Here is a 22100-nt window from a genome sequence, read left to right as displayed (position 1 = left end):
GCGTCGTAGTTAATGCCTGCTGAATACACCATTCAGATTCGCCGCGGGCGGCAAGGGTTCTCTCCGAAAAGCGGACTTCCCCGGGGCAGACCTTCATTAACCCACCGGTTTCAAGCAAGCTTCGAATGCCAGTGTGGCAGATGCCGGGATCGCATCATCGGATCGATTCTCCATTCGGGGAGGACTGTCCGTGCGCGTCTCGGCGACCGACAGTCATGCCAGAACATTTCCTCACGGAGTTGGGTTTTGAACAGCAAAGTTTCGTTCTCTGCGGCGTCCAGGGATTACCAGATGGGCCGCTACACACAGTCCCTGGCAACGCTCAACCAGCTCATGGATATCCAGCAGGACGGCAAGACCTATGCTCTGCTGGCCAAGAATCTCGTGCAGCTCGGGTTCAAGGCCGATGCCGCGAAAGCATATGGGCTTGCTGCCGGCTGTGAGGGACCGAATTCCTACGAATACGCCAAGCAGGCGGCCAAGCTGCATTACGAGACCGGCAACGAGGACGAGGCGCTGCTGATCGCGATGCGAAATCTGACCAAGGCTCAGGAAGACGCCGAGCTTGCCTTCATCATCACCGCGATCTACCTGAAACGGCAGCAACGGGATATTATCCGCCCGTTCAAGACAGTGCTCTCGCAGAGCTCCAATCCGGATCACTTGCGCTTGGCGGCCATGCTCCTGAGCGACGACCTGAACGACGCAACCAACCAGAACCTGTCGCGCAACCTCTTCAAGCGTTTTCCCGGAAATCTGGCAATCCGTTTCCTCTATCTCGTCTTCGCCCGCGAATTCAATGATTTCGAAGAGGCCGCCAAACATCAGGCAGTGATCGATGATGGCCTCGCAAAGGGCGACGTCGAAATCCTGCGCAAGGACAACCCGTTCTATCACCTACACTGGTGCGGCAACGAGAATTTCAATCGGTATGCCACGATCGGAACCACACCGCTCAATCCCGAACGGGTGGCCTTCCGCCGCAACCAGCCGCACACGTGGTCTGACAAGATCCGGATCGGCTACATGTCCTCGGACTTCTGGGACCGCCATGCGACAATGAAGCTGTTGCAGCGCATCCTGGAACTGCACGACAAGGACCGGTTCGAGGTGGTGCTCTTCTGCCACACAGGCCCCGAATACCTGAAGCACAACGACACCGACCGCAGCCGCTGGGGCAGGATCGTCGACGTTCACGGCTTCTCCGACCAGGCGATGCTGGAAGCGGTGCGAGAGCATAATATCGATATCATGGTCGATCTGAAGGGTCATACGTCAGGCAGCCGCGCGACGGCTTTCAACCTGCCGCTCGCACCGGTGCATGTCGGATGGCTCGGTTTTCCCGGAAGCACCGTCAACATCGATCTCGACTATGTCATCGGCGATCACTCCGTGCTCCCGGATATCGCCAAGCCGTTCTACCACGAGAAATTCTGCCGGCTGCCGGAAAGTTACCAGCCGAACGATCCGATGCATCGTCCGAAGCCGCGTCCGGTCACCCGCGAGGAGCTCGGCCTGCCGGAAGAGGCCTTCATCTTCGCCTCCTTCAACGGCAACCGCAAGATCACGCCTGATGTGGTCAACAGCTGGTGCCGGATCCTCAAACGGGCGCCGAACAGCGTGCTGTGGCTGATGGCCAATTCGCCGCGCAACCAGGCGAACCTGCTGAAACATTTTCAGACCGCCGGCATTTCGCCCAAGCGCATCATCTTCTGCCCGCGCGCGCCCTACGAAGACCACATCAGCCGCCAGCAAGCGGCCGATCTCGGCATCGACACCTTCCCGGTCAACGGCCACACCACCACTTCGGAGCAGCTCTGGGGCGGCCTGCCGGTTTTGACCGTCAAGGGCACCAACTTCGCCTCGCGCGTCAGCGAAAGCCTGCTCAGGGCGATCGATCTGCCTGATCTCGTCGCCGCCGACCTCCAGGCTTATGAGGACCTTGCCGTCGAACTGGCGCAGAACCCGGGACGGATCGCCGAATACAAGGCACACCTCAAGGAGAGGCGCTATATCGCGCCGCTCTTCGACGCCGAACGCTTCTGCCATCACCTCGAACAGGCCTATGAAATCATGGCAGAGCGCGCCAAGCAGGGTCTCGCACCCGACCACATGGATATTGCGGCGCTGCCGCCGCGCACGGCACCGTTCGCGGCCGAGTGATGTTTTCCGAGACGGAATACCCGGTGAAGCGATCCTATTGGCCTCAGCGGGTATTTACCTCTTTGCGATCAGTTCACGCCCGATGCGTTTCGGCGGCTCTCTGCGCAGAACGATGGCCGTCGTGACCGAGCCATAGCGCGCAATGGAATCGACGATGCTTTCAAGGTCGCCCGGCGTGGGAACAATGACTTTCAGGTGAAAACAATCCTCTCCTGTCAGCCTTAGAACCTCAATGATCTGCGGCATCTCGGAAAATTGCTTCAAGCATGTCTTGATATGCTCGTGCGTGGTGCGCAGGCGAATGACGGCCATCATGCCAAGCCCAACTGCGGCGGGGTCGATGACGGCTCTGTACGCCTCGATGATACCGCGTTCTTCAAGCCGTTTGAGACGCTCCGACGTGGCCGGCTGGGAAAGACCGACTTTCCTTCCGAGCTCGGAGACGCTGATGCGTCCATCATCCTGCAAGACTTCGATGATGGCGATGTCGGTTGGATCAAGATCTGGACTACTATCGATGCGCTTTGCCATCAACCTTCAATCTATCGGATTATCCGCCACTTTTCCGATAGATGCCAATTTGGTTCGCAGGTGTAAACCGCCATACTTCCGCTGAAACGAAGAAGAGGCGAGATATGACCGAATTCATTCATTTGCCGGGCATCGGCAATTCCGGAAACACTCACTGGCAGAGCCTTTGGGAGAATGCCAATCCAGCCATACGCCGTTTTGCACCGACGAGCTGGGATCAGCCGGATCTTTCCGACTGGATCGAAGCCTTGGAGCAAGCGGTGCGCAGAGCGAAAACGCCACCTGTTCTCGTGGCGCATAGCCTCTCCTGCCTGCTTGTAGCACATTGGCATCAGCGGACCCCTTTGCCGATCAAGGGAGCGTTCCTCGCCGCCGTGCCAGACCCTCTTTCTCCGAGCTTTCCTGCGGACGCTGCAGGCTTTGCAGATGTGCCGCAGGCGCAGTTCGGCTTTCGATCGCTGATCGTCGCAAGCACCAGCGATCCCTATGGTTCGCTGCCCTACGCCGAAACGCGAGCAAAGCAATGGGGTAGCGAGTTGAAAATCATCGGCGCTGCCGGCCACATCAATGGCCAAAGCGATCTGGGTGACTGGCCGGAAGGTCTGGCATTGCTGATGGATTTCGTGAGCCGCGCGTAGCAGGCACCGCTCGATCGAGGAACCGAGGTTCCTCATCGCCGCAGCCGATCAGCTGAACGAGCGTACCAGGCTGCCGACGAGCAGGTTCCAGCCGTCGATCAGTACGAAGAAGAGAATCTTGAAAGGCAGCGAGATCGAAGTCGGCGGCAGCATCATCATGCCCATCGCCATGGTGATGGTTGCGACGATGAGGTCGATGACGAGGAACGGCAGCACGACGAGAAAGCCGATCTCGAAACCGCGGCGGATCTCGGAAATCATGAAGGCCGGGATCAGCACGCGGTAGTCGATCGGATCTGATGTCTGGATATTCTGGCCGCGTTCACGCGCCAGATCGACGAAGAGCGCCAGATCCTTGTCGCGGGTATTGGCCGCCATGAAGGTGCGGAAGGGTTCGGCGATGCGCTGGACCGCCTCAGTCTCGTTGATCTGGTTGGCAAGCAGCGGCTGCACGCCGTTCTGCCAAGCCTGATCGAAGGTCGGCGACATGACGTAGAAGGTCATGAACAGCGACAGCGACAGGAGGATCATGTTGGAAGGCGTCGAGGAGAGGCCCATCCCTGAACGCAGGATCGAGAAGGCGATGACGAAGCGCGGGAAGCTCGTCACCATGATCAGGATGCCCGGCGCGACCGAAAGAACGGTCAGCAGGCCGAAGGTGCGGATGATCCAGGCGGCAACGGAGCCATCGACCGGCACATTCAATAAATCGGTCGGCAGCTGCTGTGCCACCGCCAGTTCCGGTACCGCCATCATGGCGGCAAGGAAAACTATGAAACGAATCATTCGATGACAAAGGTCCTGAACATGACCTTCGATACCCGCCCTTGCGAGCGCAGGTCAACACGTTCCTGGATGTCATCCTTGAGATATTGAAAGCCCCGCGGCCCCTCGATCTGCTGCAGGGAAACCGTTCTGATATAGGCGAGGATATCCTGGTGAATGTCCTCGGCGACCTTGACGTCGGGCGGCCCGTTGAACAGCAGCGCGACTTCGAGTCGGACCCAGTTTTCCGAAGGGTAGGCGAGGTTCGATGTAATCGGCTCGAGCTGGACGACGTTGTTGGCCTCGGTCGAGATGCGCGCCAGACCTTCCTCGGCCTTCTTCTTGGCATCGGCTTCCTTGGCCTGCTCCACCTCCTTGGCGCCCTTGATTTCGGGCGCGACGATCGTGCCGACCGCCCAGCCGCCGCCGGCGCCGAGGAGCGTCAGGACGGCGATGCCGATGATCGTCACCAGCGGGCCGGATTTCTTCTTCGATTGACCTGCGCTTACGTCTTCGTCTGCCATCGTCGTTCGGCCTCAAAGCGGCGAGAAAAGATCGACGGCCTGCTGGCCGCGCGGAGGCTGCTGCACTTCCATCAAGCGACCGCGGCCGCCATAGGAGATGCGGGCTTCGGCGATCTTGTCGTAGGAGATCTGGTTGTCGGCGTTGACGTCCTGCGGACGCACGATACCGGCGACGTTCAGGATGCGCAGCTCCTGGTTCAGACGGACTTCCTGCGAACCCGAGATGACGAGGTTACCGTTTTCGAGAATGCCGGTGACGACGGCCGCAACGAGAAGGGTGAGCTTGTCGGTGCGCTCGATCTTGCCCTTGCCGTCGGTGCTGGTGTCGGAGCCATAGGTCAGATCGGTCTTGGATTCGGGCGTCCAGCCGAAGATCTGAGCATTGACGTCCCAGTTCATGCCGCTCGAATTTTTGCGGCTGCGGTTGGTCTCGTTGTCGAAGGAGGCCTTGTCGTTGATCTGGATGTCGACGGTCAGGATGTCGCCGACGTTCAACGCGCGTGCATCCTTGAAGAGCGCGGCCTGCGAATCGCTCCAGAGCGAATAGCCCTGCGCCACGGCGCGCGGCTGCTTCGGATAGAGCGCCATCTGCGGGGTCTGGCCGTAGGCGAGGCCGCTGCCGATCGGGCTCATGGCGGGCGCACGGCCGATCTCGCTGACTGCCGTCGGGGACTGGCAGCCCGCAAGGAGTGCGAGGGCGGCGATCGCGGCCGGGAAACGCATATTCATGAAGGATCCTTCGACGTATTGGGATCGGACGCACTGGCGATGACGCTGGCGATGGCCGCGGCCTTCTTCGAGTCCATCTCGTTGAGGATGAGGCTCGACTGGCGCGGGCCGAGCCGCATGATCACGGCCGACGCCACTTCGATGTTCATATCCTGCAGCTGCAGTGCTGCCGCATCCGGCTTCATCTTCTTGTAGATATCGGTGAGGCCGGCTTCCGCCTGCTTCAGGAAATCGTCGCGCCGCTTCAGCCAGTCCTGATATTCGGCCTTGCGCCTGTCCATCTCTTCCATGCGAGCGTCGATGTCGGCGCGGAGCCTTTCCAGCTCCTGTTTCTGCAGCAGGTAGCGCTGGTCGCGGGCGGGATCGGCGATGTTGGTGCAGAATTGCTTGATCTCGTCCTGAGACGTGATGTCTCCCTCCGGATGCTCCTGTGCGAAGGCGCCCGGGATCGACAGAAGGACGAGGCCGGCTGCCGGCAGCGCCAGGCGGCGCAGCAGCTGCAGCACGGTCATGTCAGGATTGAGGATCGTCATCATTGCAGCACAAGCTCCGCCTGCAGGGCGCCCGCCGACTTGATGCCCTGGAGAATGGCGATGATCCCATCCGGTTTCACGCCGATATTGTTGAGGCCGGCGACAAGGGTCCTGAGGTCGGGACCGTCGATGATGGCAACGCGCCCACCGGTTTGCTCAGCCGCGATATCGGTCTGCGGCTGGACGGCGGTCCGCCCGCGCGAGAAGGGTTCGGGCTGGATGATCTGCGGCGTCTCGGTGACCTGAACCGTCAGAGTGCCGTAGCTGACGGCAACCGGCGAGACGCGGACATCGGAGCCGATGACGATCGTTCCGGTGCGCTCGTTGATAACAACCTTGGCCGGCGTATCGGTTTCGACGATGAGGTTTTCGACGTCGGCCATCAGCCGGGTGAGATCGGCCGTGCGCGGTTTCTGGATCACCACTTCCTGCGAATCCTTGGCTTCGGCGACCGGGCCGCCGAAGCGCGCGGAGGCATAGCCATTGACGATGTCGGCAATGCGGATGGCCGTCGAGAAGTCGGGATTGCGCAGCTGCAGGACGAGATTGACCGAATCCTTGAAGTGGGATGGCAGTTCGCGTTCGATGATCGCGCCGCCGGGCACGCGGCCGGCGGTGGTGACGCCTTCGGTCACCGTCGCCGCCTGGCCCTGCGCCTGAAAGCCGGAGACGATAACGGAGCCCTGGGCGACAGCGTAGATCTGGCCGTCGGCGCCGGAAAGCGAGGTCATGACGAGCGTGCCGCCACGCAACGAGGTCGCATCGCCGAGCGAGCTCACCGTAACATCGAGACGGCTGCCGGGGCTTGCGAAGGGCGGCAGGTTGGCGGTGACCATCACGGCCGCGGTGTTCTTCGCGTTGGACTGGCCGCCCTGTGTCGAGATACCGAGATTCTGGAGCATTGCCCGCATCGACTGCTCGGTGAAGGGCGAGGAACGGAAGCCGTCGCCGGTTCCCTGCAGGCCGACGATGAGGCCGTACCCGATCAGCTGGTTATCGCGGCCGGCCTGAAGCGAAGCGATATCCTTGATGCGGGACGTCAGCGCCCAGGCGGGCGCCACCTCGGCCAAACTCATGGCGACGACCGCAACAAAGGTGACGATACGGAAGAACAATTTCATTTCGCCCTCACATGGATCGTGCCGTCCGCAAGCACCGTGCCGCTGACGATGACGCCGGAATCCATATTACGTGCACGGACCACCTGCCCCGTCGCACCGTCTTCGAGCGGCGTGCCGGCGGCGGAGATCGTCATTGCGCCGAGAGAGAAGACCAGGCGGATCGAAGAGCCGCGCGTCACCGTATAGGGCTCGCGCAGAGCTGAAACCGAGATCGTGCGGCCCGGCAACAGCGTGCGTTTGGAAACCAGACCTTCGACCTGCGAAATCGATTTGGCATAATCACCGGCGAGGTTGGGGTTGGTGACCTCGACCTCCTGAAGCTGGCTGCCCGACAATGTGTCGCCGGGGTAGATGATCGTCGTCGGGACGACGGCATAACCCATGCCGGCATCCGCGTTCACGGGCAAGATGATGCCCGCGAGTGCGATCGTGGCTGCCGCCACCCATCCTGAGATGTGTCCTGCCCGGCAAAACATCATGTTTCGGCCCTTCCCTTTACTTCAGGTTCTTGCTGACGATGGAGGCCATTTCATCAGCTGTCGTGATCACCTTGGAATTCATTTCGTAAGCACGCTGAGCCGATATCAGCTCGGTGATTTCCTTCACCGGGTCGACGTTCGAGGATTCCAGATAACCCTGCTTCATATAGGCAAAGCCTTCCTCGTCAGGGTTGCCGACGACCGCCTCGCCCGAGGCCGGCGTTTCCTGGAAGAGATTGTCGCCAATCGGCTGAAGACCGGCTTCATTGACGAAATCGGCAAGCGTCAGCTGTCCAAGAACGGTCGGATCGGTCTGGCCCGGCAGCTTGGCCGAGACCTCGCCGGAGCGGCTGATGGTCAGTTCGGTCGAACCCTGAGGGATGGTGATACCAGGCAGGACCTCATAGCCGTCGATGGTGACGAGCTGGCCCTGGTCATTCTTGTTGAAAGCGCCGGCCCGGGTATAGAGCGTGGTGCCATCGGTCGACTGGATCTGGAAGAAGCCCTTGCCGATCAGCGCCACGTCGAGGTCGTTGCCGGTCTGCGTCAGTTCGCCCTGGAGATGCAGATTGCGGACCGCGGAGGTCTGGACGCCGAGGCCGATATTGGCGCCTTCAGGAACAACGGCCTGGTTGGCCCGGTTGGCGACGCCCTTGGCGCGTTCGGTCTGGTAGAGAAGGTCGGTGAACTCGGCGCGGGCCCGCTTGAAGCCTGTCGTGTTGATGTTCGCAATATTGTTGGCGATGACTTCCAGATTGGTCTGCTGGGCATCCATGCCCGTTGCTGCGATGGCGAGCGCTCTCATGTGTTCGTCCTCAAATCAGTTACATCTGCATCTTGGTGACTTCGAGAAAGGCCGAAACGACCTTGTCGCGGATGGCAATCGCCGTCTGCAGCGTCTGCTCGGCCTGGAGCATGGAATCGACGACTTCACGGGTCGTCGCCGTGCCCTTGATGCCGGCGAAGGACATGCTTTCGGCACCCTTCAGGCTGCTGACCGCATCGGACGCCATGCCGCCCAGGACCGAGGCGAAGCTCAGGCCATTGGCAGCACCTGCGGTGCCCGGCATGGTCGTTGCGGCGGACGAGGCGGAATTTTCGGTGTCGACGGCGCCGAGTGCGCGGGTCATCGAAAGATTGCTGACATTCTGGACGCTGCTGATCATTGATTATTGGCTCTTCAGAAGATCGATCGTGGACGAGATGAGGTCGCGGGTCTGCTTGATGGTCTGCAGATTGGCATCATAGGAGCGATTGGCTTCACGCATGTCGGCCATCTCGACCAGGATGTTGACGTTCGGCAATTTGACGACGCCCTTGGCGTCCGCCGCCGGATTGCTGGGGTCGAACTCGGTGCTGAAGTCGCCTTCGTCGACGCCGACCTTCTTGACGTTGACGGTCTCGACACCGCTGGTGCGATCCATCTGCTGGCCGAAGGTGATCGTCTTGCGGCGATAGGGGTCGGCGCCGGGCGTGTCACCGGTCGAGCGGGCGTTGGCAATGTTTTCCGAGACGATGCGCAGGCGCGTCGATTGCGCCTCGAGCCCCGAACCGGCGATTTTCATAGCTGCGGAAAGCGGATCCATGACAATTACTTCCTGACGGTCATCAGCATCATGCGGTTGAAGGAGCTGACCAGCGAGGTGTTCAGATCGTACTGGCGCTTGATGTCACCCGACTTGGAAAGCTCCTCGGCCAAACCGACGGTGTTGCCGGATTCTTGAATGCCGATCTCCTGGTCGAGGGCCGCTTCCTTGACGTCGATATCGCCGCTGTCGCTGAAATCGTTGCCGCTGAAGTGCGCCGGATTGGTGCGCGCCATGGTGATGTCGGATCTGTCCAGCACGGCATCGAAGGGCGTGACGTCCTTGGCGCGGAATTTCGGCGTATTGGCATTCGCGATGTTGCCGGCAACAACCTGCTGACGGATCGTCAGCCATTCCGCCTGTCGCGAAGCCAAGTCGAAAAGTTGGATCGGTTGCATGAGAACTCTCCGTTTTTACTATCCGGAACCTAGAGCGGTAATCTTGCGTGGGACTTACGGGAATTCGGGCTTCGAGGCGCTTCGCCGAAGGCCGCCATAGAAAAGGGCTCCTGCCGGTTTGTGGCGGAGCCCCTCTTGTCTTCGGCCTTTGCGAAGAGGTTCAATCGTTCTTGTAGATATCGCCCTTGGAGGTGATGATCACCCATTTGCCCTCGCGCTGCTCGATCATCGCCAGGCGGCTTTCGTCGGGCAGGACCGAGCCGATGCGCACCACATACATGCCCGAGGGATCCTCGATCAGCGCCCGGCCGTTGGACACGTGCAGAAGGCGGAAGGAAGACTTGCCCGGGAAAGGCTGGTCTTCCAGCATCGCGCCGCCGTCACGCTGCTTGCCGAGATCGGAGACCGTCGCCGTCGTCAGCGGATCGACCGGCGGAGCCTTCTTGGTCGCCTCGTTCTTGTTGACCATGGCCAGCGGTGAGACGCTGAAGACGTTGCGGGCGGGCCAATCCGGCAGTTCGCGCGAATTGCTGCTGGTGGCGACATTGATGCCGAACTTGTCCGCATTGAAGAAAACGTACCAGGGGAAAAAGGCGGAGGCGCCGGCAAGCGCCAGGCCGGCGAAGGTGAGAAACCGATCCAGAGTGGCGGTCTTCTTGCGCTGCGTCAGGGAAGCGATGCGTTCATCGTCGAAATCAGCCACGACTATCTCCTCTGCATGGGTGCGCCCTGATTGCCCATGCCGGCCGCAGCCTTGAGCGCGCCGGCGAGATCGGCAAAAGCATCGACCGAGTCGCGATCGCCTGGGGACTGTTTCAGGACGTCGTAAATGATGGGGACCTGCTTGACCGCCATGTCGAGATCGGGATCGGCGCCCTGGCGATAACCGCCGATCAGCCGCAGGTCCCTCGTTTCCTCAAAGCGGTGGATCAATACCTTCAAGCGCGACACCAGCTTTTCCTGATCCGGCGTCCAGGCCTTGCGGGCAAGACGCGAGATCGAGGCGAGCGGATCGATCGGAGGATAGCGCCCTTCTTCGGCGAGACTGCGCTGCAGGACGATATGGCCGTCGAGAATGCCGCGCGTCGAATCGGCGATCGGGTCGTTGTGGTTGTCGCCATCGACGAGGATCGAGATGATGGCGGTGATCGTGCCAGCGCCCTCCGGGCCAGGACCGGCGCGTTCGAGCAGGCGCGGCAGCTCGGTGAAGACAGAGGCGGGATAGCCGCGGGCGATCGGCGGTTCGCCGGAGGCGGTGGCCACCTCGCGGATCGCATGGGCAAAACGGGTGACGCTGTCGACGATAAAGAGCACGTTCTCGCCCTTGTCGCGGAAATGCTCGGCAATGGTGACCGCCGTCAGCGGCGCCATCTTGCGCAGCATCGGGCTTTCGTCGCTGGTCGCGACGACGGCAATCGCCTTCTTCATATTGCTGCCGAGCGTATCCTCGATGAACTCGCGCACCTCGCGGCCGCGTTCGCCGACGAGCGCGATCACCACCTTGTCGAAGGCATCGGCGCGGGCAAGCATGGACAGAAGCGTCGACTTGCCGACGCCGGAGCCGGCAAAGATGCCGAGACGCTGGCCGAGGCAAAGCGGAGAGAAGATATCGATCGCGCGTACGCCGGTCTTGAAGCCCGTCGCCACGCGCTGGCGCGTCATCGAGGGTGGCGCGGTGTTGGAAATCGAGCGACGATCGAGTCCCGCGGCGATCGGACCCAGCCCGTCGATCGGCTCACAAAGCGAATTGACCGTGCGCCCGCACCAGCTGTCGGACGGCGAAATGCGGAAGGCGCCCTTGCGAATGACCGTGTCATGGATGCCGATCGGCTCACCCGGTTCGATCGGGCAGACATAGATCAGGTCCGGCTCGACACGCACGACCTCGCCGAGATGGATGCCGGTCGCCGATTTATGGGCGACGAATTCGCCGAGACGAACGTGACGGGAGAGACCGCGGACCGTGTAGTGGCCGGCAGCGATGGTCTGGACGCGACCGCCATGAGCGACGGCGAATTCCGGCGATGCGTATCGGTCGACGAGACCCGCCAGATGCACCAGCTTCGGGGAAAGACCGTCTTGGGACAGTAGCGTGGTGCTCATTACTTAGCGGCTGCCCCCCAGCGTCTGTACGGCCTGCTTGAACGAATCCTCGCTGTCGCGCATCAGCGAGGAGATGCTTTCGAAGGCGCGGTTGACTTCGATCAGCTGAGTGATCTCGCGCATGGCGTTAACGTTGGAATTTTCCAGATAACCCTGCTCGACGCCGACATTGAAGCGGTCGACGACGGCGCGCGGCTGGTCGGTAGTCATGATGCCGCTGTTTTCGTAGCGCAGGTAACCCTTGCTGATATCGGCCTCGAACAGGCCAAGCGAGCCGACCTGGCGATCGCCCTGATAGATGATGCCATCGCTGCCGACCGCCGGCTCGCCCGCCTTCGTATCCAGCTGAATGGGCGCGCCGCCGGCATCGAGAACGGGATATCCCCGGATCGAGACGAGTTCGCCGGTTTCCTTGATCGTGAAACGGCCGTCCCTCGTAAGCACACGGCCGGCTGGCGTATCGAGCGCAAACCAGGCATCGCCCTTGATGGCGAAATCGAGCATGTTGCCGGTGTGCTGCAACTCACCGTTCTCCTCGTTCAGGTAGTCATTGCCCTGGGAAACGAAGGCGACCTTGGTGTTCAGCTTGTTCTTGGTGGCCGCCACCATCTCGTCGAACTTCACCTCGGTGGCGCGAAAACCGGTGGTGTTCACGTTCGCCATGTTGTCGGCGATGGTGTTCAGGCGCTTTTCAAGCGCCATCTGCGACGACAGAGAAACGTAAAGACCGGATTGCATGTCTGTAAGCTCCAAGCATTGGCGATGAACTGTACGAAAAGCCGGGCGTCGTCTGATCTGGTTCGGCCGGAATTTCGCTGAGGCGGCATCTCAGAAACGGGCGCGAGCGCCCATTCGTCTCCTTTAGATTGGCGGCAGATGCTTGCGCGAAGCTGGCACGTGGAAATGCCCAGGACCGACCCTTTCATCAGCCTCACGCAAGGCAGAAACCCTATCCGTCTCGAAGAAAAGCAACGTTCAGATTGGGCTGACGATGAATATCATTATCGGATTTATTGTTGTCTGCGGCTGCATCGTCGGCAGCTTCATGGCGATGGGCGGCGAAGTGGATGCGCTGTTCCAGCCCTTCGAATTTCTCATCATCGGCGGCGCCGGCCTCGGCAGCTTCATCATGGCGAACCCGATGAAGGTGGTGAAAGATTCCGGCAAGGCGCTTGCAGAGGCCTTCAAGCACGCCGTGCCGAAGGAGCGCAATTATCTCGATACGCTCGGCGTACTCTACTCGCTGATGCGCGACCTGCGCACCAAGTCGCGAAACGAAATCGAAGCCCATATCGACAATCCTGCCGAATCGACGATCTTCCAGCAGGCTCCGACGGTTCTGAAGAACAAGGAACTGACGGCCTTCATCTGCGATTACGTGCGGCTGATCATTATCGGCAACGCGCGCAGCCACGAAATCGAGGCGCTGATGGACGAAGAGCTCAACACCATCATGCACGACAAGATGAAGCCCTATCACGCGATCCAGATCATGGGCGATTCCTTCCCGGCGATCGGTATCGTCGCGGCCGTTCTCGGCGTCATCAAGGCGATGGCCCACATCAACGATTCGCCCGAGGTGCTCGGCCATCTGATCGGTTCGGCGCTCGTCGGCACCTTCCTCGGCATTCTCCTGTCCTACTGCGTCTGCTCGCCGCTGGTCTCTCAGATCAAGGTCGTCCGCAACAAGCAGCATCGCCTCTACGTCATCGTCAAGCAGACGCTGCTTGCCTATATGAACGGCTCGGTGCCCCAGGTCGCTCTCGAATACGGCCGCAAGACCATCTCGGCCTACGAACGTCCTTCCATCGATGCAGTCGAACAGGAAATGATGAACCCAGGCGGCGAGAACAAGGCGGCTTAAATGACCATGAGCGATGCTTCGCATGACAAACCGGCAATGGATCCCGCCCTTCTCGCCAAGCTGACCGGCGGGCTCGGAGACAGAGGCAGGGTCGCCAAGATCTGCAGCGCCTTCGGGGATGTCTACAGCGAGTTCTTTCCCGACGTCATCAAAAGCGAGACCGGCCTCGACGTGACCGTCAGCTATCTCGGCTGCGAAATCGGCTACAAGAACCACCTGGTGGACGACCTCAGCCACAACGTCACGCTCGTCGACGCGACGCTGCGCAACTGGTCTCAGAACGTCGCGCTTGCCTGCGGCAACGGTTTCATCATTACGCTGATGGAACACCTGCTCGGTGCCACCGCCGATACGATCGAGGAGCCGGCCGAGCGGCTGCTCTCGGTCATCGAACTCGATCTGGCGGTCATGGTCTTCGACAAGATCGCCAAGGTGCTGCGCTCGGCGGTAAATGCACCGGGTGGTTTCGAGCCCAGTCTTTCGGCCCCGCACGCTCATGACGCCCGCCCCCGGCCGGCGGAGGACAAGTCGGACGAATTTGCTGCCGCCATCAATATGTCGATCACGCTCGCCGGCATTGTTTCGGAATTCTCACTGATCATTCCACAGACGGCGCTGCTGAAGACCAAGGTGACGCCGCCGAAGCCGAAGCGTCAGGCTGCCGGCGCCTCGCCTGAATGGAGCGAACAGCTCGGCGACCAGGTGCGCCGCTCGCATGTCACGCTCGAGGCCAGGATCAGGCTGCAGGATCTGACGCTGCGGACGATATCGAAGCTGATGGTCGGCGACGTCATCCCCTTCCGCGACAGCGGCGACGTGCGCGTCGAGGTCAGCGCCAACAGCAAGGAATTGTATGTCTGCGAGTTCGGCCGCTCAGGCGAAAACTACATGGTTCGCGTCAAGGATACGATGAACTCGGATGACGAACTCATCCGTCATTTAATGAATTGATCGGTTCTCTGGCTTCTGGGCTGCAAAGGCAGTTTGAGGCAAGTTTCAACTGGAATAGTGATTTCATGGCAACGAAGAAAACACAGCAGAACAGTGACCTCTCCCTGGATATGCCGGGCAGCGAAGCCGATCTCGACCAGGCGATCGACGATCTGCGCGGCGTGCTGAAGAATGCCGATAGCGACCTGTCGCAGTTTGGCGGCGAGCTGGAGAATGACGGCTTCGCGGCAGGAACGGATCTGGCCGCCTTCGGTGGCGAGATTTCGGATTCCCCTTTCGGCGGCGATGATTTCGGCGGCGATTTCGGCGCCGGCAATGCCAGCCCAGCCGCAGGCATGGATTTCGGCGGCAGCTCTTCGTTCGAGGCGTCATCGGCGCCGCTCGGCAGCGCGCTGACCTCGAACTTCGAGCTTATCATGGACATTCCGATCGATGTCCAGATCATGCTCGGCACCAGCCGGATGCAGGTCTCCAGCCTGATGAACCTCAACGAAGGAGCGACGATCGCTCTCGACAAGAGAATCGGCGAACCCGTCGAGATCATGGTGAACGGCCGCAGAATTGCACGCGGCGAGATTACGGTTCTTGATAACGACGACACCCGATTCGGCGTGAAGCTGATAGAAGTTTTGAGTACGAAAAAAGCCTGATCCCTGTGGGGACGGAGAGGTTAGACCATGATGGACTTTGACGATTTCGGCGGCGCGCTAGCCGGGAAACCGTTGACCCAGGCTGAAAAGGCGGCGGCGGTCCTTCTCGCCATGGGAAAGGGTGTCGCCGGCCGCCTGTTGAAATATTTCACCCAGGCCGAGCTGCAGACTATTATCGCATCTGCCCAGTCGCTGCGCGCCATTCCGCCGGACGAGCTCCTGTCGCTCGTCTCCGAGTTCGAGGACCTCTTTACCGAGGGCGCCGGACTGATGGACAATGCCAAAGCGATCGAGGCCATTCTGGAAGAAGGCCTGACTCCCGACGAGGTGGACAGCCTGCTCGGCCGCCGCACGGCCTTCCAGGCCTACGAGACCTCGATCTGGGATCGCCTCAGCGAAGCCGAGCCGGCATTCGTCGCACAGTTCCTGCTGCGCGAACATCCGCAGACCGTCGCCTATATCCTTTCGATGATGCCCTCCTCCTTCGGCGCCAAGGTGCTGCTGCAGCTTCCCGACAACCGCCGCGCCGACATCATGAACCGGACGGTCAATATGAAGGCCGTCAGCCCGAAGGCGGCGCAGATCATCGAGAACCAGGTGATGACGCTGCTTGCCGAAATCGAGGCAGAGCGCAACGCTGCCGGCTCGACGAAGGTCGCCGATCTCATGAACGAGCTCGACAAGCCGCAGGTCGACACGCTGCTCACCTCGCTCGAATCGATCAGCCGCGAATCGGTCAACAAGGTTCGGCCGAAGATCTTCCTCTTCGAGGACCTTATGTATATGCCCCAGCGCAGCCGCGTCCTGCTGCTCAACGACATTTCGACCGACGTGCTCACCGTATCGTTGCGCGGCTCGCCGGCCGAGATCCGCGAATCGGTTCTGTCCGCCATCAGTCCGCGCCAGCGCCGCATGATCGAATCGGATCTGCAGAGCGGCATGGGCGGCGTCAATCCGCGTGAGATCGCGATTGCGCGCCGTGCCGTGGCGCAGGAAGCGATTCGCCTGGCCAACTCAGGCCAGATCGAGCTCAAGGAGAAAGAAGGCGAAGCTTCGGCCGCCGCCTGACCTTCTGAGACTGTTGACAAATCCGGCCGGCAAACAGCCCGCTGTTGATCGCCGCGCCACAGGCGACTACCCTTCATCGATAGGCCGCGCTCTATGGCGTGTCGCAGAACACTCGGTTTCTGCGGCGCGCCTCAGGTTTTTGTTTTGACGCATCTCGTCATCCCAAAATCGCTGCCCGGTTCGGGGTGGCATGCATGAGCTGCGGCCTGTTTTTTGACGGAGGGCCGCGACTTGGCAGATGATGACAAGGACAGCAAAACAGAAGCCCCGACCGCGAAAAAGCAAACGGATGCCGCGGAAAAAGGCAATGTGCCGTTTTCGCGCGAGCTGTCGATCTTCGCGACCATCCTCGCCACTTTCATCTATCTGGTGTTCTTCCTTCCCGATAGCGTCGGCCGCATGGGCGAAACGCTGCGCGACATTTTCGAGCAGCCCGACCAATGGAAAATCGAGACAGGCCCGGACATTCTGGCGCTCTTCGTCCGGCTCGGCTGGGCGAGCGCGGCGCTGCTGGCACCCGCCTTCATCCTGTTCATGGTCTTCGGCATCGCCTCCTCGATATTCCAGAACCTGCCGACGCCTGTGCTCGAACGGATCAGGCCGCAGGCCTCTCGCATCTCTCCGGTCAAGGGCTGGTCACGGCTCTTCAGCCTGCCCGGCCTCGTCGAGTTCGGAAAGTCACTGTTCAAGGTGGTCGTCGTCGGCGTCGTCCTGTTCTTCGTGCTCAGGAGCGAATATTTCGGCTCGATCGACGCCATGTTCTCCGATCCGCAGACCATCCTCGTGCGGATGATGACGGCGATGCGCAAGATCATCATCGTCATGCTGATCGCCACCGCGATCGTGGCGATCGCCGATCTTTTCTGGACGCGCCATCACTGGTTCACCGAACTCAAGATGACGCGCCACGAGGTGAAGGAAGAAAACAAGCAGGCGCAGGGCGACCCCTTCGTCAAAAGCCGGCAGCGCTCGCTGATGCGCGACCGCGCCCGCCGGCGCATGATCGCCAACGTGCACCGCGCCACGCTTGTCATCGCCAACCCGACGCACTACGCCGTGGCGTTGCGCTATGCGCGTGAAGAGAACGACGCGCCGGTGGTTCTGGCCAAGGGCCAGGACCTGATTGCGCTCAAAATCAGGGAGATCGCCGAGCAGAACGGCATCCCGGTGTTCGAGGACCCGCCGCTCGCGCGCTCCATGTTTGCGCAAGTCTCGGTCGATAGTGTCATACCGTCAGTCTTCTATAAGGCCGTTGCGGAGCTCATACACAGGGTTTACGCCGCAGACGCCAAGAACAAACGGGTAAGATAAGCCGAATGAAAAAATGCCCTCACTCTGCCCAGCGTGAAAAGATCCTCGCAGACGCGATCAGCCCGGTCGCAACCGAACTGCGCCTTCTGGATGCCTCTGACCTCATTTCACTGCTGCGCTTCGAGTATTACGGCAATCTGGCCGATCTCGTCGCTTCAGCGGCGGAGCTTTTCTTTCATCCGGGCACGGTCAATTTCGGCCTCGGCGGAAACTATACGCTGGAATGGGGCGGCAAGCCCGAAGTCGTTCTCGACCTGGAAATCAAGCCGCGCGGCGTCACCGTCTATGCCCAGCTCACCCTTGCCGACAATCATGCCGGCATCGAAATCAACCACATCGCCTTCGAGGACCCCTCCTCCGATCCCGACGAGAACACGGCCTTTCTGGAAAAGAGCCTTCGGCGATCCCGCTACAGCGTGAAACCGCCGCATGCGCTCGCCAGCTGATTTGCCTCAGGGCAATTTCGCCGTCTTACACAAGAAGAGTGCAAGGCGCCGGTTCAGCTAATGTAGCCGAGCCGGATCGCCTTGGCGATCGCCTGGATGCGATTGACGGAATCGAGCTTGATGGTCGCCGAGCCGAGATAGGCATTGACCGTGTGCACGGACAGGCCGAGCTTTTCGGCGATCTCTTCGCTGATGCGGCCATCGCCGGCAAGCTGGAGACAGGCGATTTCTCGTTCGCTCAGCGCTTCGGCGGCGGCCGAGCGGCGTTCGTCGAGCGAGAGCAGATCCATCATGACGTGGCAGCAGCGACCATGCAGCTCGACGATCGTATCGCTTGAAGGATCGATATCATCGCCGGTGAAAAGGATGAAGCCATTGCCGAGGGCGCCGAGCCGCACCGGGAAGGCAAGGCCGGAGAAAGGCAGAATTCCATCCTTCAGGCGCGTCATGAAGGGCGAGAAATCCGCCGGACCGGGAGCCGCCCGGTCATGAGCGCCGGCCCATGAAACCGGCAGCAGCGACTTTTCGATATGATCAAGAAGAATATCGCCATAGGCATCCGTGAAGGCCTTGGCAAAACCGGCATTCGAAGGTCCCCAGTTCTCGAGCTCACAGACAAGGCGCTGCTTTGCCGGCAGTCCCGAGCCGCTGACACGGTAGATCGCGAAGCCTTGCGCGTCAGCGAGCTTCTGCATCGCGATCAGCCGCGGATAAAGATCCGAACGGCTGGAAATCCTGTTCACCCGAACCATGCGCAGCGGATCGGCGCCGTTCATCGCCCTGCTTGATGGATGTGCCATGGATTCCCCTATACGAGATTGTTGCGGACCGCGAAGGCAATGGCCTCCGACCGGGTCTTGGTCGCCGTCTTGCGCATCACGCTGGTGATGTAATTGTTGATGGTATTGCGGGATATTCCGAGAATCATCGCGATCTCATCGCTGGTCTTGCCCTCGGCGATCCAGAACAGGCATTCCAGCTCGCGGTCAGTCAGTTCGAAATCGCGGTCGACCTTTGCGCCGCCGCAGCGAAGGAAGCTTGCGACGTAGCCGGCAAGCAGTCCCACATCCCGCAGGCGCTCCGGCGACAGGATGAAGCCTTCGCCGAACAGGAACATCAAGGCGAGCCGCGAGCGGCCGACATTGAAGGTCAATGAGCAATATTGGCGGCTGGCACCCTCCGGCACATCGGCGCCTTCGGGCAGAAGCGCGAAATTCGGCTGGAAAACCTGCATGCATTTTTCCAGCTCGGTCGAACGGGCATAGGTGCTGACGAGATCATTGGCGACTTCCTTGACCAGATCGAAGGGCCAGTCGGAGGAAACGATGAAATCCAGGCCGCTTTCCTGGATGAGATCACAACGCGCCAGAAGATAGTGCGAGGCACCGACATATTCCGTCAGTGCACGCAGGCCGGACTGCAACCTGCCAGTGCTGGCGACCCCGTGCAGGCGCTGGATCAGCTCGTCACGCGGCAACAGAGCCGGCGCCACTGCGCTTGCGAAACTCATCATCTGCCTCTCGCCTTTGCTCGCCAGAGCTATGTTCATATCCATCGGCAACGTCCTGCGGCTGAGAAGCGATCACACTCGGTGCAACTGCACTTTTTCTGCAAAGGATTCAATTCGGTCCCGCGAATCCTATTTCGAATCACCTAAGGGTAAGCCAGCCGATGTAAAGTACCATCTCCGACTTCTAGGGATTTACTTTCGCCGCCGTACATGCCTTGATTCGAATGCCGATTATGCGCCTCGACATATATAGGCGAGGCTAAGGTGATTCTGGCTGTGCCGCAACGCTATTCGCGTTTTACGCGAGTGAACCACACAGTTTAATTCGCCTCTGCTGAAGCCCGCCGTGACCCTTGAGGCCCAGCCGGCGCCTTGCCGGGATCGACACTGTTCCGTTGCCCGACAAAGCCTGGCGCCGACACGAAAAGGGCCGGTTTCCCGGCCCTTTCTCATGCTGCGTCGTCGATCGCCCATTTCCTGAGGATTTTGGCGGCGCGCTCCTCGTTGATCTCGACCATGCGGGCAAGCTTTCGTTCCGGGCCCTCCTTGACGCGGCGGTTGAAGTTGCCGTCGTCGTCGCCGAGGCTGAGCAGATCCTCGGTGCTGTCGAAGCCGAAGTCGGATCCGAAGCCGTCCATGAGAGCGCCTCCGGGCGCTCCTGCCGCAGGTGCGAAGTCCGGGAGCTCGAGACCGGCCGCTTCGGGCGTGGCGTCGCCGATAACCGCGCCGTTGCCGCTGACGCTGCGTACCAGCGGCCGCAGCCCCATCCAGACCACCACGAAGGCGACCGCGACGAAGGCGAGGGAGTTGATGATGCCGGCAAGGTTGCGGCTCAGCATATCCATGACGCGGACACCGCCGGTGGCGTCTTCCAGCAGCTGGTTCTCGAGGAAGTCCATCGCCGTGACGGTGACGACGTCGCCGCGCTTGGCGTCGATGCCGGCCGCCGATGCGACGATCTTCTGCATTTCGGCGAGATAAGCGTCGATCTTGGCCTGGTCGGCGGGCTCGCCGACCATCTTGGCGATGCGGCCCTTGTTGACCACGACGGCGATCGAAAGCTTCTCGACCTGATAGCTGTTGCGGGTCGTCGCCGTCGTCTTGCTGTTGATTTCGTAGTTGGTCTGCTCTTCGCGCTTATCCGACTTGTCCTGTGATTCCGGGCCGCCGGAGCCGCCGGCATCAGGGGCCGCCTGGGGAATGTTCTGTTCGACAGTCGTCGCGTTGTCGGACTGCCTCTGCTGCGACTGCTGGGCTTCCTTCGTCGAACGAACCGAACGTTCGACCTTGGATTCGGGATCGTAAACCGTCTCCTGGATCTGTTGAGCATCGGTGTTGAGGTCGGCGGTGACGCTGGAGCGGAAGTTGTCCATGCCGAGGAAAGGCGCTAAGGCCTTGTCGATGTTGGATTCGACTTCCTGCTGAACATTCTGGACGATGTCGAGCGAACGGTTCAGCGAGCTGTTGCTCGCTTCGTCGCCGGACGCGAGCAGCTGGCCGGCAGAATCAAGAATCGTGACGTCATCGACATCAAGCCCCGGCACGGCCGAGGCGACGAGGTGACGGATCGAGGTCGCCGCGCCGCGCCCGGTGGCGGCGCTGGCGCGAATCATCACGGAGGCGGTCGGTTTCTGCTCCGCCTTCCGGAAGTTTCCGACCTCCGGCATGACGATATGGACGCGCGCGGCCGTTATGCCCGAGATCGACTGGATGGTGCGTGCGATTTCGCCTTCCAGCGCTCGAACCCGCGTCACTTCCTGCATGAAGGAGGTCAGGCCGAGGGAGCCGACGTTGTCGAAGAGTTCATAGCCGGCATTGGCGCTGTTCGGCAGACCACGCTCGGCAAGCATCAGGCGGGCCTTGCCGGTCATGCCAGCCGGAACCGTGATGCTGGCGCCGTCCGTGCCGACCTGGAAATTGATGTTGGCTTCGGCAAGCGCCATGCTGATCTGGTTGAGATCGGGAGCGTCGAGACCGACATAGAGAGTTTCTTGGGCCGGTTTGTTGACGAAAAGGGCAGCCGCAAGGATGATTGCGATGGAAACGGCGCCGACGCCTCCGAGAATCATCAGGCGTGTCCGGCCCAGGGCGCCAAAGTTCTTAAAGATCTGAACTAATTGATTTAACAGATTCATTCTGTTCTCGCACGATCCGTCAAAGACAAAGGAGGCTTATTGCCTCATCCGACGAATAATCGGCGAAACTTGTGCGAGCGTTTCGTAAGGAGCGCGCGAGAGCGAAAGGCTGAAGCATGTCGCGCAGCGATTTTGCGAGAACGACGTGCGTGAAAGGGACCTGAGGCGCGAGAAGCGGCGTTGAAAAACTGCGCGCTTCAGAAGAAGTCGAAGTCGCCGGCGGCCTTGCTCAGCGGCTGCGAATGACCGTGGCGCGTCGAGCCGCCCAGCGCCTTCTGCATCTCCGCCAGCTTGACGAGGCTGAGGGCGGTCGCGACGTCGACCGTCCAGCCGAGCGGGATTTCGCCGGTGATGGTGTCGATGAATTCGGCAAGGCCGCGTGACTTCTGCACGGCCAGATCGATGCCCTGCATGACCTTCATGGCGTCAGGCGAATTCAGAATTTCAGCGCCGCCTAGTTCGAGAAGCTGCGGTTCGATGCGCTCGATCAGGTAGGCCACATCGTGGAGTTCCGAAACGATGCGCATCAGGATGTCGCTCAGCGCTTCGACAGGCGCGGGCGGCTCCATCACCGGAGTAAATGTCATATGAAAAT

Annotated in this window: 26 protein-coding genes; 8 read left to right on the top strand and 18 right to left on the bottom strand. The window is 60.7% G+C overall.

Annotated features, from left to right (window positions below; genetic code table 11):
• The first annotated feature begins 246 nt into the window (after nucleotides 1-246).
• Nucleotides 247-2163, top strand: a complete 1917-nt coding sequence (locus AMK02_RS03510; RefSeq protein ID WP_064800686.1) for an O-linked N-acetylglucosamine transferase, SPINDLY family protein — start codon at nucleotides 247-249, stop codon at nucleotides 2161-2163.
• Nucleotides 2164-2217: 54 nt separating this feature from the next.
• On the opposite strand, the gene AMK02_RS03505 is transcribed toward AMK02_RS03510, so the two are convergent.
• A complete protein-coding gene (locus AMK02_RS03505; RefSeq protein ID WP_064800685.1) occupies nucleotides 2218-2694 on the bottom strand; it encodes an Lrp/AsnC family transcriptional regulator in 477 nt (158 codons plus the stop codon).
• 104 nt (nucleotides 2695-2798) lie between these two features.
• Here AMK02_RS03505 and AMK02_RS03500 point away from each other — a divergent pair, with 104 nt between their 5' ends.
• Nucleotides 2799-3332: an RBBP9/YdeN family alpha/beta hydrolase gene (locus AMK02_RS03500; protein ID WP_064800684.1), complete on the top strand. Its 534-nt coding sequence runs from the start codon at nucleotides 2799-2801 to the stop codon at nucleotides 3330-3332.
• 48 nt (nucleotides 3333-3380) lie between these two features.
• Here AMK02_RS03500 and fliP read toward each other — a convergent pair whose 3' ends face one another.
• The 13 genes from fliP to flgF all read right to left on the bottom strand — a co-directional run bounded on the left by fliP (nucleotide 3381) and on the right by flgF (nucleotide 12308).
• A complete protein-coding gene (fliP, locus tag AMK02_RS03495; RefSeq protein WP_064800683.1) occupies nucleotides 3381-4118 on the bottom strand; it encodes a flagellar type III secretion system pore protein FliP in 738 nt (245 codons plus the stop codon).
• Entirely contained in the window at nucleotides 4115-4621 is a 507-nt protein-coding gene (locus AMK02_RS03490; RefSeq protein ID WP_064800682.1) for a flagellar basal body-associated FliL family protein, read from the bottom strand. The genes fliP and AMK02_RS03490 overlap by 4 nt, the downstream gene beginning before the upstream one ends.
• 12 nt (nucleotides 4622-4633) lie before the next feature.
• Nucleotides 4634-5350 carry a flagellar basal body L-ring protein FlgH gene (gene flgH / locus AMK02_RS03485; RefSeq protein WP_064800681.1) on the bottom strand — a complete coding sequence of 239 codons (717 nt, stop codon included), beginning with the start codon at nucleotides 5348-5350 and terminating at the stop codon, nucleotides 4634-4636.
• Nucleotides 5347-5886 carry a MotE family protein gene (locus AMK02_RS03480; RefSeq protein WP_064800680.1) on the bottom strand — a complete coding sequence of 180 codons (540 nt, stop codon included), beginning with the start codon at nucleotides 5884-5886 and terminating at the stop codon, nucleotides 5347-5349. The genes flgH and AMK02_RS03480 overlap by 4 nt, the downstream gene beginning before the upstream one ends.
• Nucleotides 5883-7004 carry a flagellar basal body P-ring protein FlgI gene (locus AMK02_RS03475; protein ID WP_064800679.1) on the bottom strand — a complete coding sequence of 374 codons (1122 nt, stop codon included), beginning with the start codon at nucleotides 7002-7004 and terminating at the stop codon, nucleotides 5883-5885. Before AMK02_RS03475 ends, AMK02_RS03480 begins: the two co-directional genes overlap by 4 nt.
• Nucleotides 7001-7483, bottom strand: coding sequence for a flagellar basal body P-ring formation chaperone FlgA (gene flgA / locus AMK02_RS03470; RefSeq protein ID WP_064800678.1), 483 nt, complete (start codon nucleotides 7481-7483; stop codon nucleotides 7001-7003). Before flgA ends, AMK02_RS03475 begins: the two co-directional genes overlap by 4 nt.
• 16 nt (nucleotides 7484-7499) lie before the next feature.
• Nucleotides 7500-8288 carry a flagellar basal-body rod protein FlgG gene (gene flgG, locus AMK02_RS03465; RefSeq protein WP_011424026.1) on the bottom strand — a complete coding sequence of 263 codons (789 nt, stop codon included), beginning with the start codon at nucleotides 8286-8288 and terminating at the stop codon, nucleotides 7500-7502.
• Between the two features lie 19 nt (nucleotides 8289-8307).
• A complete protein-coding gene (locus AMK02_RS03460) occupies nucleotides 8308-8649 on the bottom strand; it encodes a flagellar hook-basal body complex protein FliE (protein WP_064800677.1) in 342 nt (113 codons plus the stop codon).
• Between the two features lie 3 nt (nucleotides 8650-8652).
• Nucleotides 8653-9069, bottom strand: coding sequence for a flagellar basal body rod protein FlgC (flgC, locus tag AMK02_RS03455; RefSeq protein ID WP_064693821.1), 417 nt, complete (start codon nucleotides 9067-9069; stop codon nucleotides 8653-8655).
• 5 nt (nucleotides 9070-9074) lie between these two features.
• Nucleotides 9075-9467, bottom strand: coding sequence for a flagellar basal body rod protein FlgB (gene flgB, locus AMK02_RS03450; RefSeq protein WP_011424023.1), 393 nt, complete (start codon nucleotides 9465-9467; stop codon nucleotides 9075-9077).
• 160 nt (nucleotides 9468-9627) lie between these two features.
• Complete coding sequence (locus AMK02_RS03445) at nucleotides 9628-10170, bottom strand: hypothetical protein (protein ID WP_064800676.1); 543 nt, start codon at nucleotides 10168-10170, stop codon at nucleotides 9628-9630.
• Between the two features lie 2 nt (nucleotides 10171-10172).
• Nucleotides 10173-11570: a flagellar protein export ATPase FliI gene (gene fliI / locus AMK02_RS03440; RefSeq protein WP_064800675.1), complete on the bottom strand. Its 1398-nt coding sequence runs from the start codon at nucleotides 11568-11570 to the stop codon at nucleotides 10173-10175.
• A gap of 3 nt (nucleotides 11571-11573) precedes the next feature.
• Nucleotides 11574-12308 carry a flagellar basal-body rod protein FlgF gene (gene flgF / locus AMK02_RS03435; protein ID WP_064800674.1) on the bottom strand — a complete coding sequence of 245 codons (735 nt, stop codon included), beginning with the start codon at nucleotides 12306-12308 and terminating at the stop codon, nucleotides 11574-11576.
• Nucleotides 12309-12561: 253 nt separating this feature from the next.
• On the opposite strand from flgF, the gene motA reads away from it, so the two are divergent.
• The 6 genes from motA (at nucleotide 12562) to AMK02_RS03405 (ending at nucleotide 17860) form a co-directional block, all read left to right on the top strand.
• The gene (motA, locus tag AMK02_RS03430) at nucleotides 12562-13434 is read left to right on the top strand and encodes a flagellar motor stator protein MotA (protein WP_020920386.1); all 873 of its coding nucleotides are present in this window, start codon (nucleotides 12562-12564) and stop codon (nucleotides 13432-13434) included.
• Nucleotides 13435-14385 carry a FliM/FliN family flagellar motor switch protein gene (locus tag AMK02_RS03425; protein ID WP_064800673.1) on the top strand — a complete coding sequence of 317 codons (951 nt, stop codon included), beginning with the start codon at nucleotides 13435-13437 and terminating at the stop codon, nucleotides 14383-14385.
• A 65-nt stretch (nucleotides 14386-14450) separates the two neighbouring features.
• Nucleotides 14451-15035 carry a flagellar motor switch protein FliN gene (gene fliN / locus AMK02_RS03420; protein WP_064800672.1) on the top strand — a complete coding sequence of 195 codons (585 nt, stop codon included), beginning with the start codon at nucleotides 14451-14453 and terminating at the stop codon, nucleotides 15033-15035.
• A 27-nt stretch (nucleotides 15036-15062) separates the two neighbouring features.
• Nucleotides 15063-16103 (top strand): flagellar motor switch protein FliG, encoded by a 1041-nt coding sequence (gene fliG, locus AMK02_RS03415; protein ID WP_064800671.1) that lies wholly within the window; start codon nucleotides 15063-15065, stop codon nucleotides 16101-16103.
• A gap of 231 nt (nucleotides 16104-16334) precedes the next feature.
• Nucleotides 16335-17414 carry a flagellar biosynthesis protein FlhB gene (gene flhB, locus AMK02_RS03410; RefSeq protein WP_064800670.1) on the top strand — a complete coding sequence of 360 codons (1080 nt, stop codon included), beginning with the start codon at nucleotides 16335-16337 and terminating at the stop codon, nucleotides 17412-17414.
• Between the two features lie 5 nt (nucleotides 17415-17419).
• Nucleotides 17420-17860, top strand: coding sequence for a hypothetical protein (locus AMK02_RS03405; RefSeq protein ID WP_064800669.1), 441 nt, complete (start codon nucleotides 17420-17422; stop codon nucleotides 17858-17860).
• Between the two features lie 53 nt (nucleotides 17861-17913).
• On the opposite strand, the gene visR is transcribed toward AMK02_RS03405, so the two are convergent.
• The 4 genes from visR to cheT all read right to left on the bottom strand — a co-directional run bounded on the left by visR (nucleotide 17914) and on the right by cheT (nucleotide 22092).
• A complete protein-coding gene (gene visR / locus AMK02_RS03400; RefSeq protein ID WP_064800668.1) occupies nucleotides 17914-18660 on the bottom strand; it encodes a transcriptional regulator VisR in 747 nt (248 codons plus the stop codon).
• Nucleotides 18661-18668: 8 nt separating this feature from the next.
• Entirely contained in the window at nucleotides 18669-19415 is a 747-nt protein-coding gene (visN, locus tag AMK02_RS03395) for a transcriptional regulator VisN (RefSeq protein ID WP_064800667.1), read from the bottom strand.
• A 404-nt stretch (nucleotides 19416-19819) separates the two neighbouring features.
• Nucleotides 19820-21505, bottom strand: coding sequence for a flagellar basal-body MS-ring/collar protein FliF (fliF, locus tag AMK02_RS03390; protein ID WP_064800666.1), 1686 nt, complete (start codon nucleotides 21503-21505; stop codon nucleotides 19820-19822).
• Between the two features lie 197 nt (nucleotides 21506-21702).
• Entirely contained in the window at nucleotides 21703-22092 is a 390-nt protein-coding gene (gene cheT, locus AMK02_RS03385; protein WP_064800665.1) for a chemotaxis protein CheT, read from the bottom strand.
• Between the last annotated feature and the right edge of the window lie 8 nt (nucleotides 22093-22100).

It is taken from the genome of Rhizobium sp. N731 (assembly GCF_001664145.1).
GTDB lineage: Bacteria > Pseudomonadota > Alphaproteobacteria > Rhizobiales > Rhizobiaceae > Rhizobium > Rhizobium esperanzae.
Note: the sequence above shows the minus strand (reverse complement) of the source record. Positions and strands in the feature narration are given on the sequence as shown.

Excerpts from the sequence above, each read along its gene's own strand:
- AMK02_RS03505 (WP_064800685.1), bottom strand. The coding sequence starts at position 2,694 with ATGGCAAAGCGCATCGATAGTAGTCCAGATCTTGATCCAACCGACATC.
- AMK02_RS03500 (WP_064800684.1), top strand. The coding sequence starts at position 2,799 with ATGACCGAATTCATTCATTTGCCGGGCATCGGCAATTCCGGAAACACT.
- fliP (WP_064800683.1), bottom strand. The coding sequence starts at position 4,118 with ATGATTCGTTTCATAGTTTTCCTTGCCGCCATGATGGCGGTACCGGAA.
- AMK02_RS03490 (WP_064800682.1), bottom strand. The coding sequence starts at position 4,621 with ATGGCAGACGAAGACGTAAGCGCAGGTCAATCGAAGAAGAAATCCGGC.
- flgH (WP_064800681.1), bottom strand. The coding sequence starts at position 5,350 with ATGAATATGCGTTTCCCGGCCGCGATCGCCGCCCTCGCACTCCTTGCG.
- AMK02_RS03480 (WP_064800680.1), bottom strand. The coding sequence starts at position 5,886 with ATGATGACGATCCTCAATCCTGACATGACCGTGCTGCAGCTGCTGCGC.
- AMK02_RS03475 (WP_064800679.1), bottom strand. The coding sequence starts at position 7,004 with ATGAAATTGTTCTTCCGTATCGTCACCTTTGTTGCGGTCGTCGCCATG.
- flgA (WP_064800678.1), bottom strand. The coding sequence starts at position 7,483 with ATGATGTTTTGCCGGGCAGGACACATCTCAGGATGGGTGGCGGCAGCC.
- flgG (WP_011424026.1), bottom strand. The coding sequence starts at position 8,288 with ATGAGAGCGCTCGCCATCGCAGCAACGGGCATGGATGCCCAGCAGACC.
- AMK02_RS03460 (WP_064800677.1), bottom strand. The coding sequence starts at position 8,649 with ATGATCAGCAGCGTCCAGAATGTCAGCAATCTTTCGATGACCCGCGCA.
- flgC (WP_064693821.1), bottom strand. The coding sequence starts at position 9,069 with ATGGATCCGCTTTCCGCAGCTATGAAAATCGCCGGTTCGGGGCTCGAG.
- flgB (WP_011424023.1), bottom strand. The coding sequence starts at position 9,467 with ATGCAACCGATCCAACTTTTCGACTTGGCTTCGCGACAGGCGGAATGG.
- fliI (WP_064800675.1), bottom strand. The coding sequence starts at position 11,570 with ATGAGCACCACGCTACTGTCCCAAGACGGTCTTTCCCCGAAGCTGGTG.
- flgF (WP_064800674.1), bottom strand. The coding sequence starts at position 12,308 with ATGCAATCCGGTCTTTACGTTTCTCTGTCGTCGCAGATGGCGCTTGAA.
- motA (WP_020920386.1), top strand. The coding sequence starts at position 12,562 with ATGAATATCATTATCGGATTTATTGTTGTCTGCGGCTGCATCGTCGGC.
- AMK02_RS03425 (WP_064800673.1), top strand. The coding sequence starts at position 13,435 with ATGACCATGAGCGATGCTTCGCATGACAAACCGGCAATGGATCCCGCC.
- fliN (WP_064800672.1), top strand. The coding sequence starts at position 14,451 with ATGGCAACGAAGAAAACACAGCAGAACAGTGACCTCTCCCTGGATATG.
- fliG (WP_064800671.1), top strand. The coding sequence starts at position 15,063 with ATGATGGACTTTGACGATTTCGGCGGCGCGCTAGCCGGGAAACCGTTG.
- AMK02_RS03405 (WP_064800669.1), top strand. The coding sequence starts at position 17,420 with ATGAAAAAATGCCCTCACTCTGCCCAGCGTGAAAAGATCCTCGCAGAC.
- visR (WP_064800668.1), bottom strand. The coding sequence starts at position 18,660 with ATGGCACATCCATCAAGCAGGGCGATGAACGGCGCCGATCCGCTGCGC.
- visN (WP_064800667.1), bottom strand. The coding sequence starts at position 19,415 with ATGGATATGAACATAGCTCTGGCGAGCAAAGGCGAGAGGCAGATGATG.
- fliF (WP_064800666.1), bottom strand. The coding sequence starts at position 21,505 with ATGAATCTGTTAAATCAATTAGTTCAGATCTTTAAGAACTTTGGCGCC.
- cheT (WP_064800665.1), bottom strand. The coding sequence starts at position 22,092 with ATGACATTTACTCCGGTGATGGAGCCGCCCGCGCCTGTCGAAGCGCTG.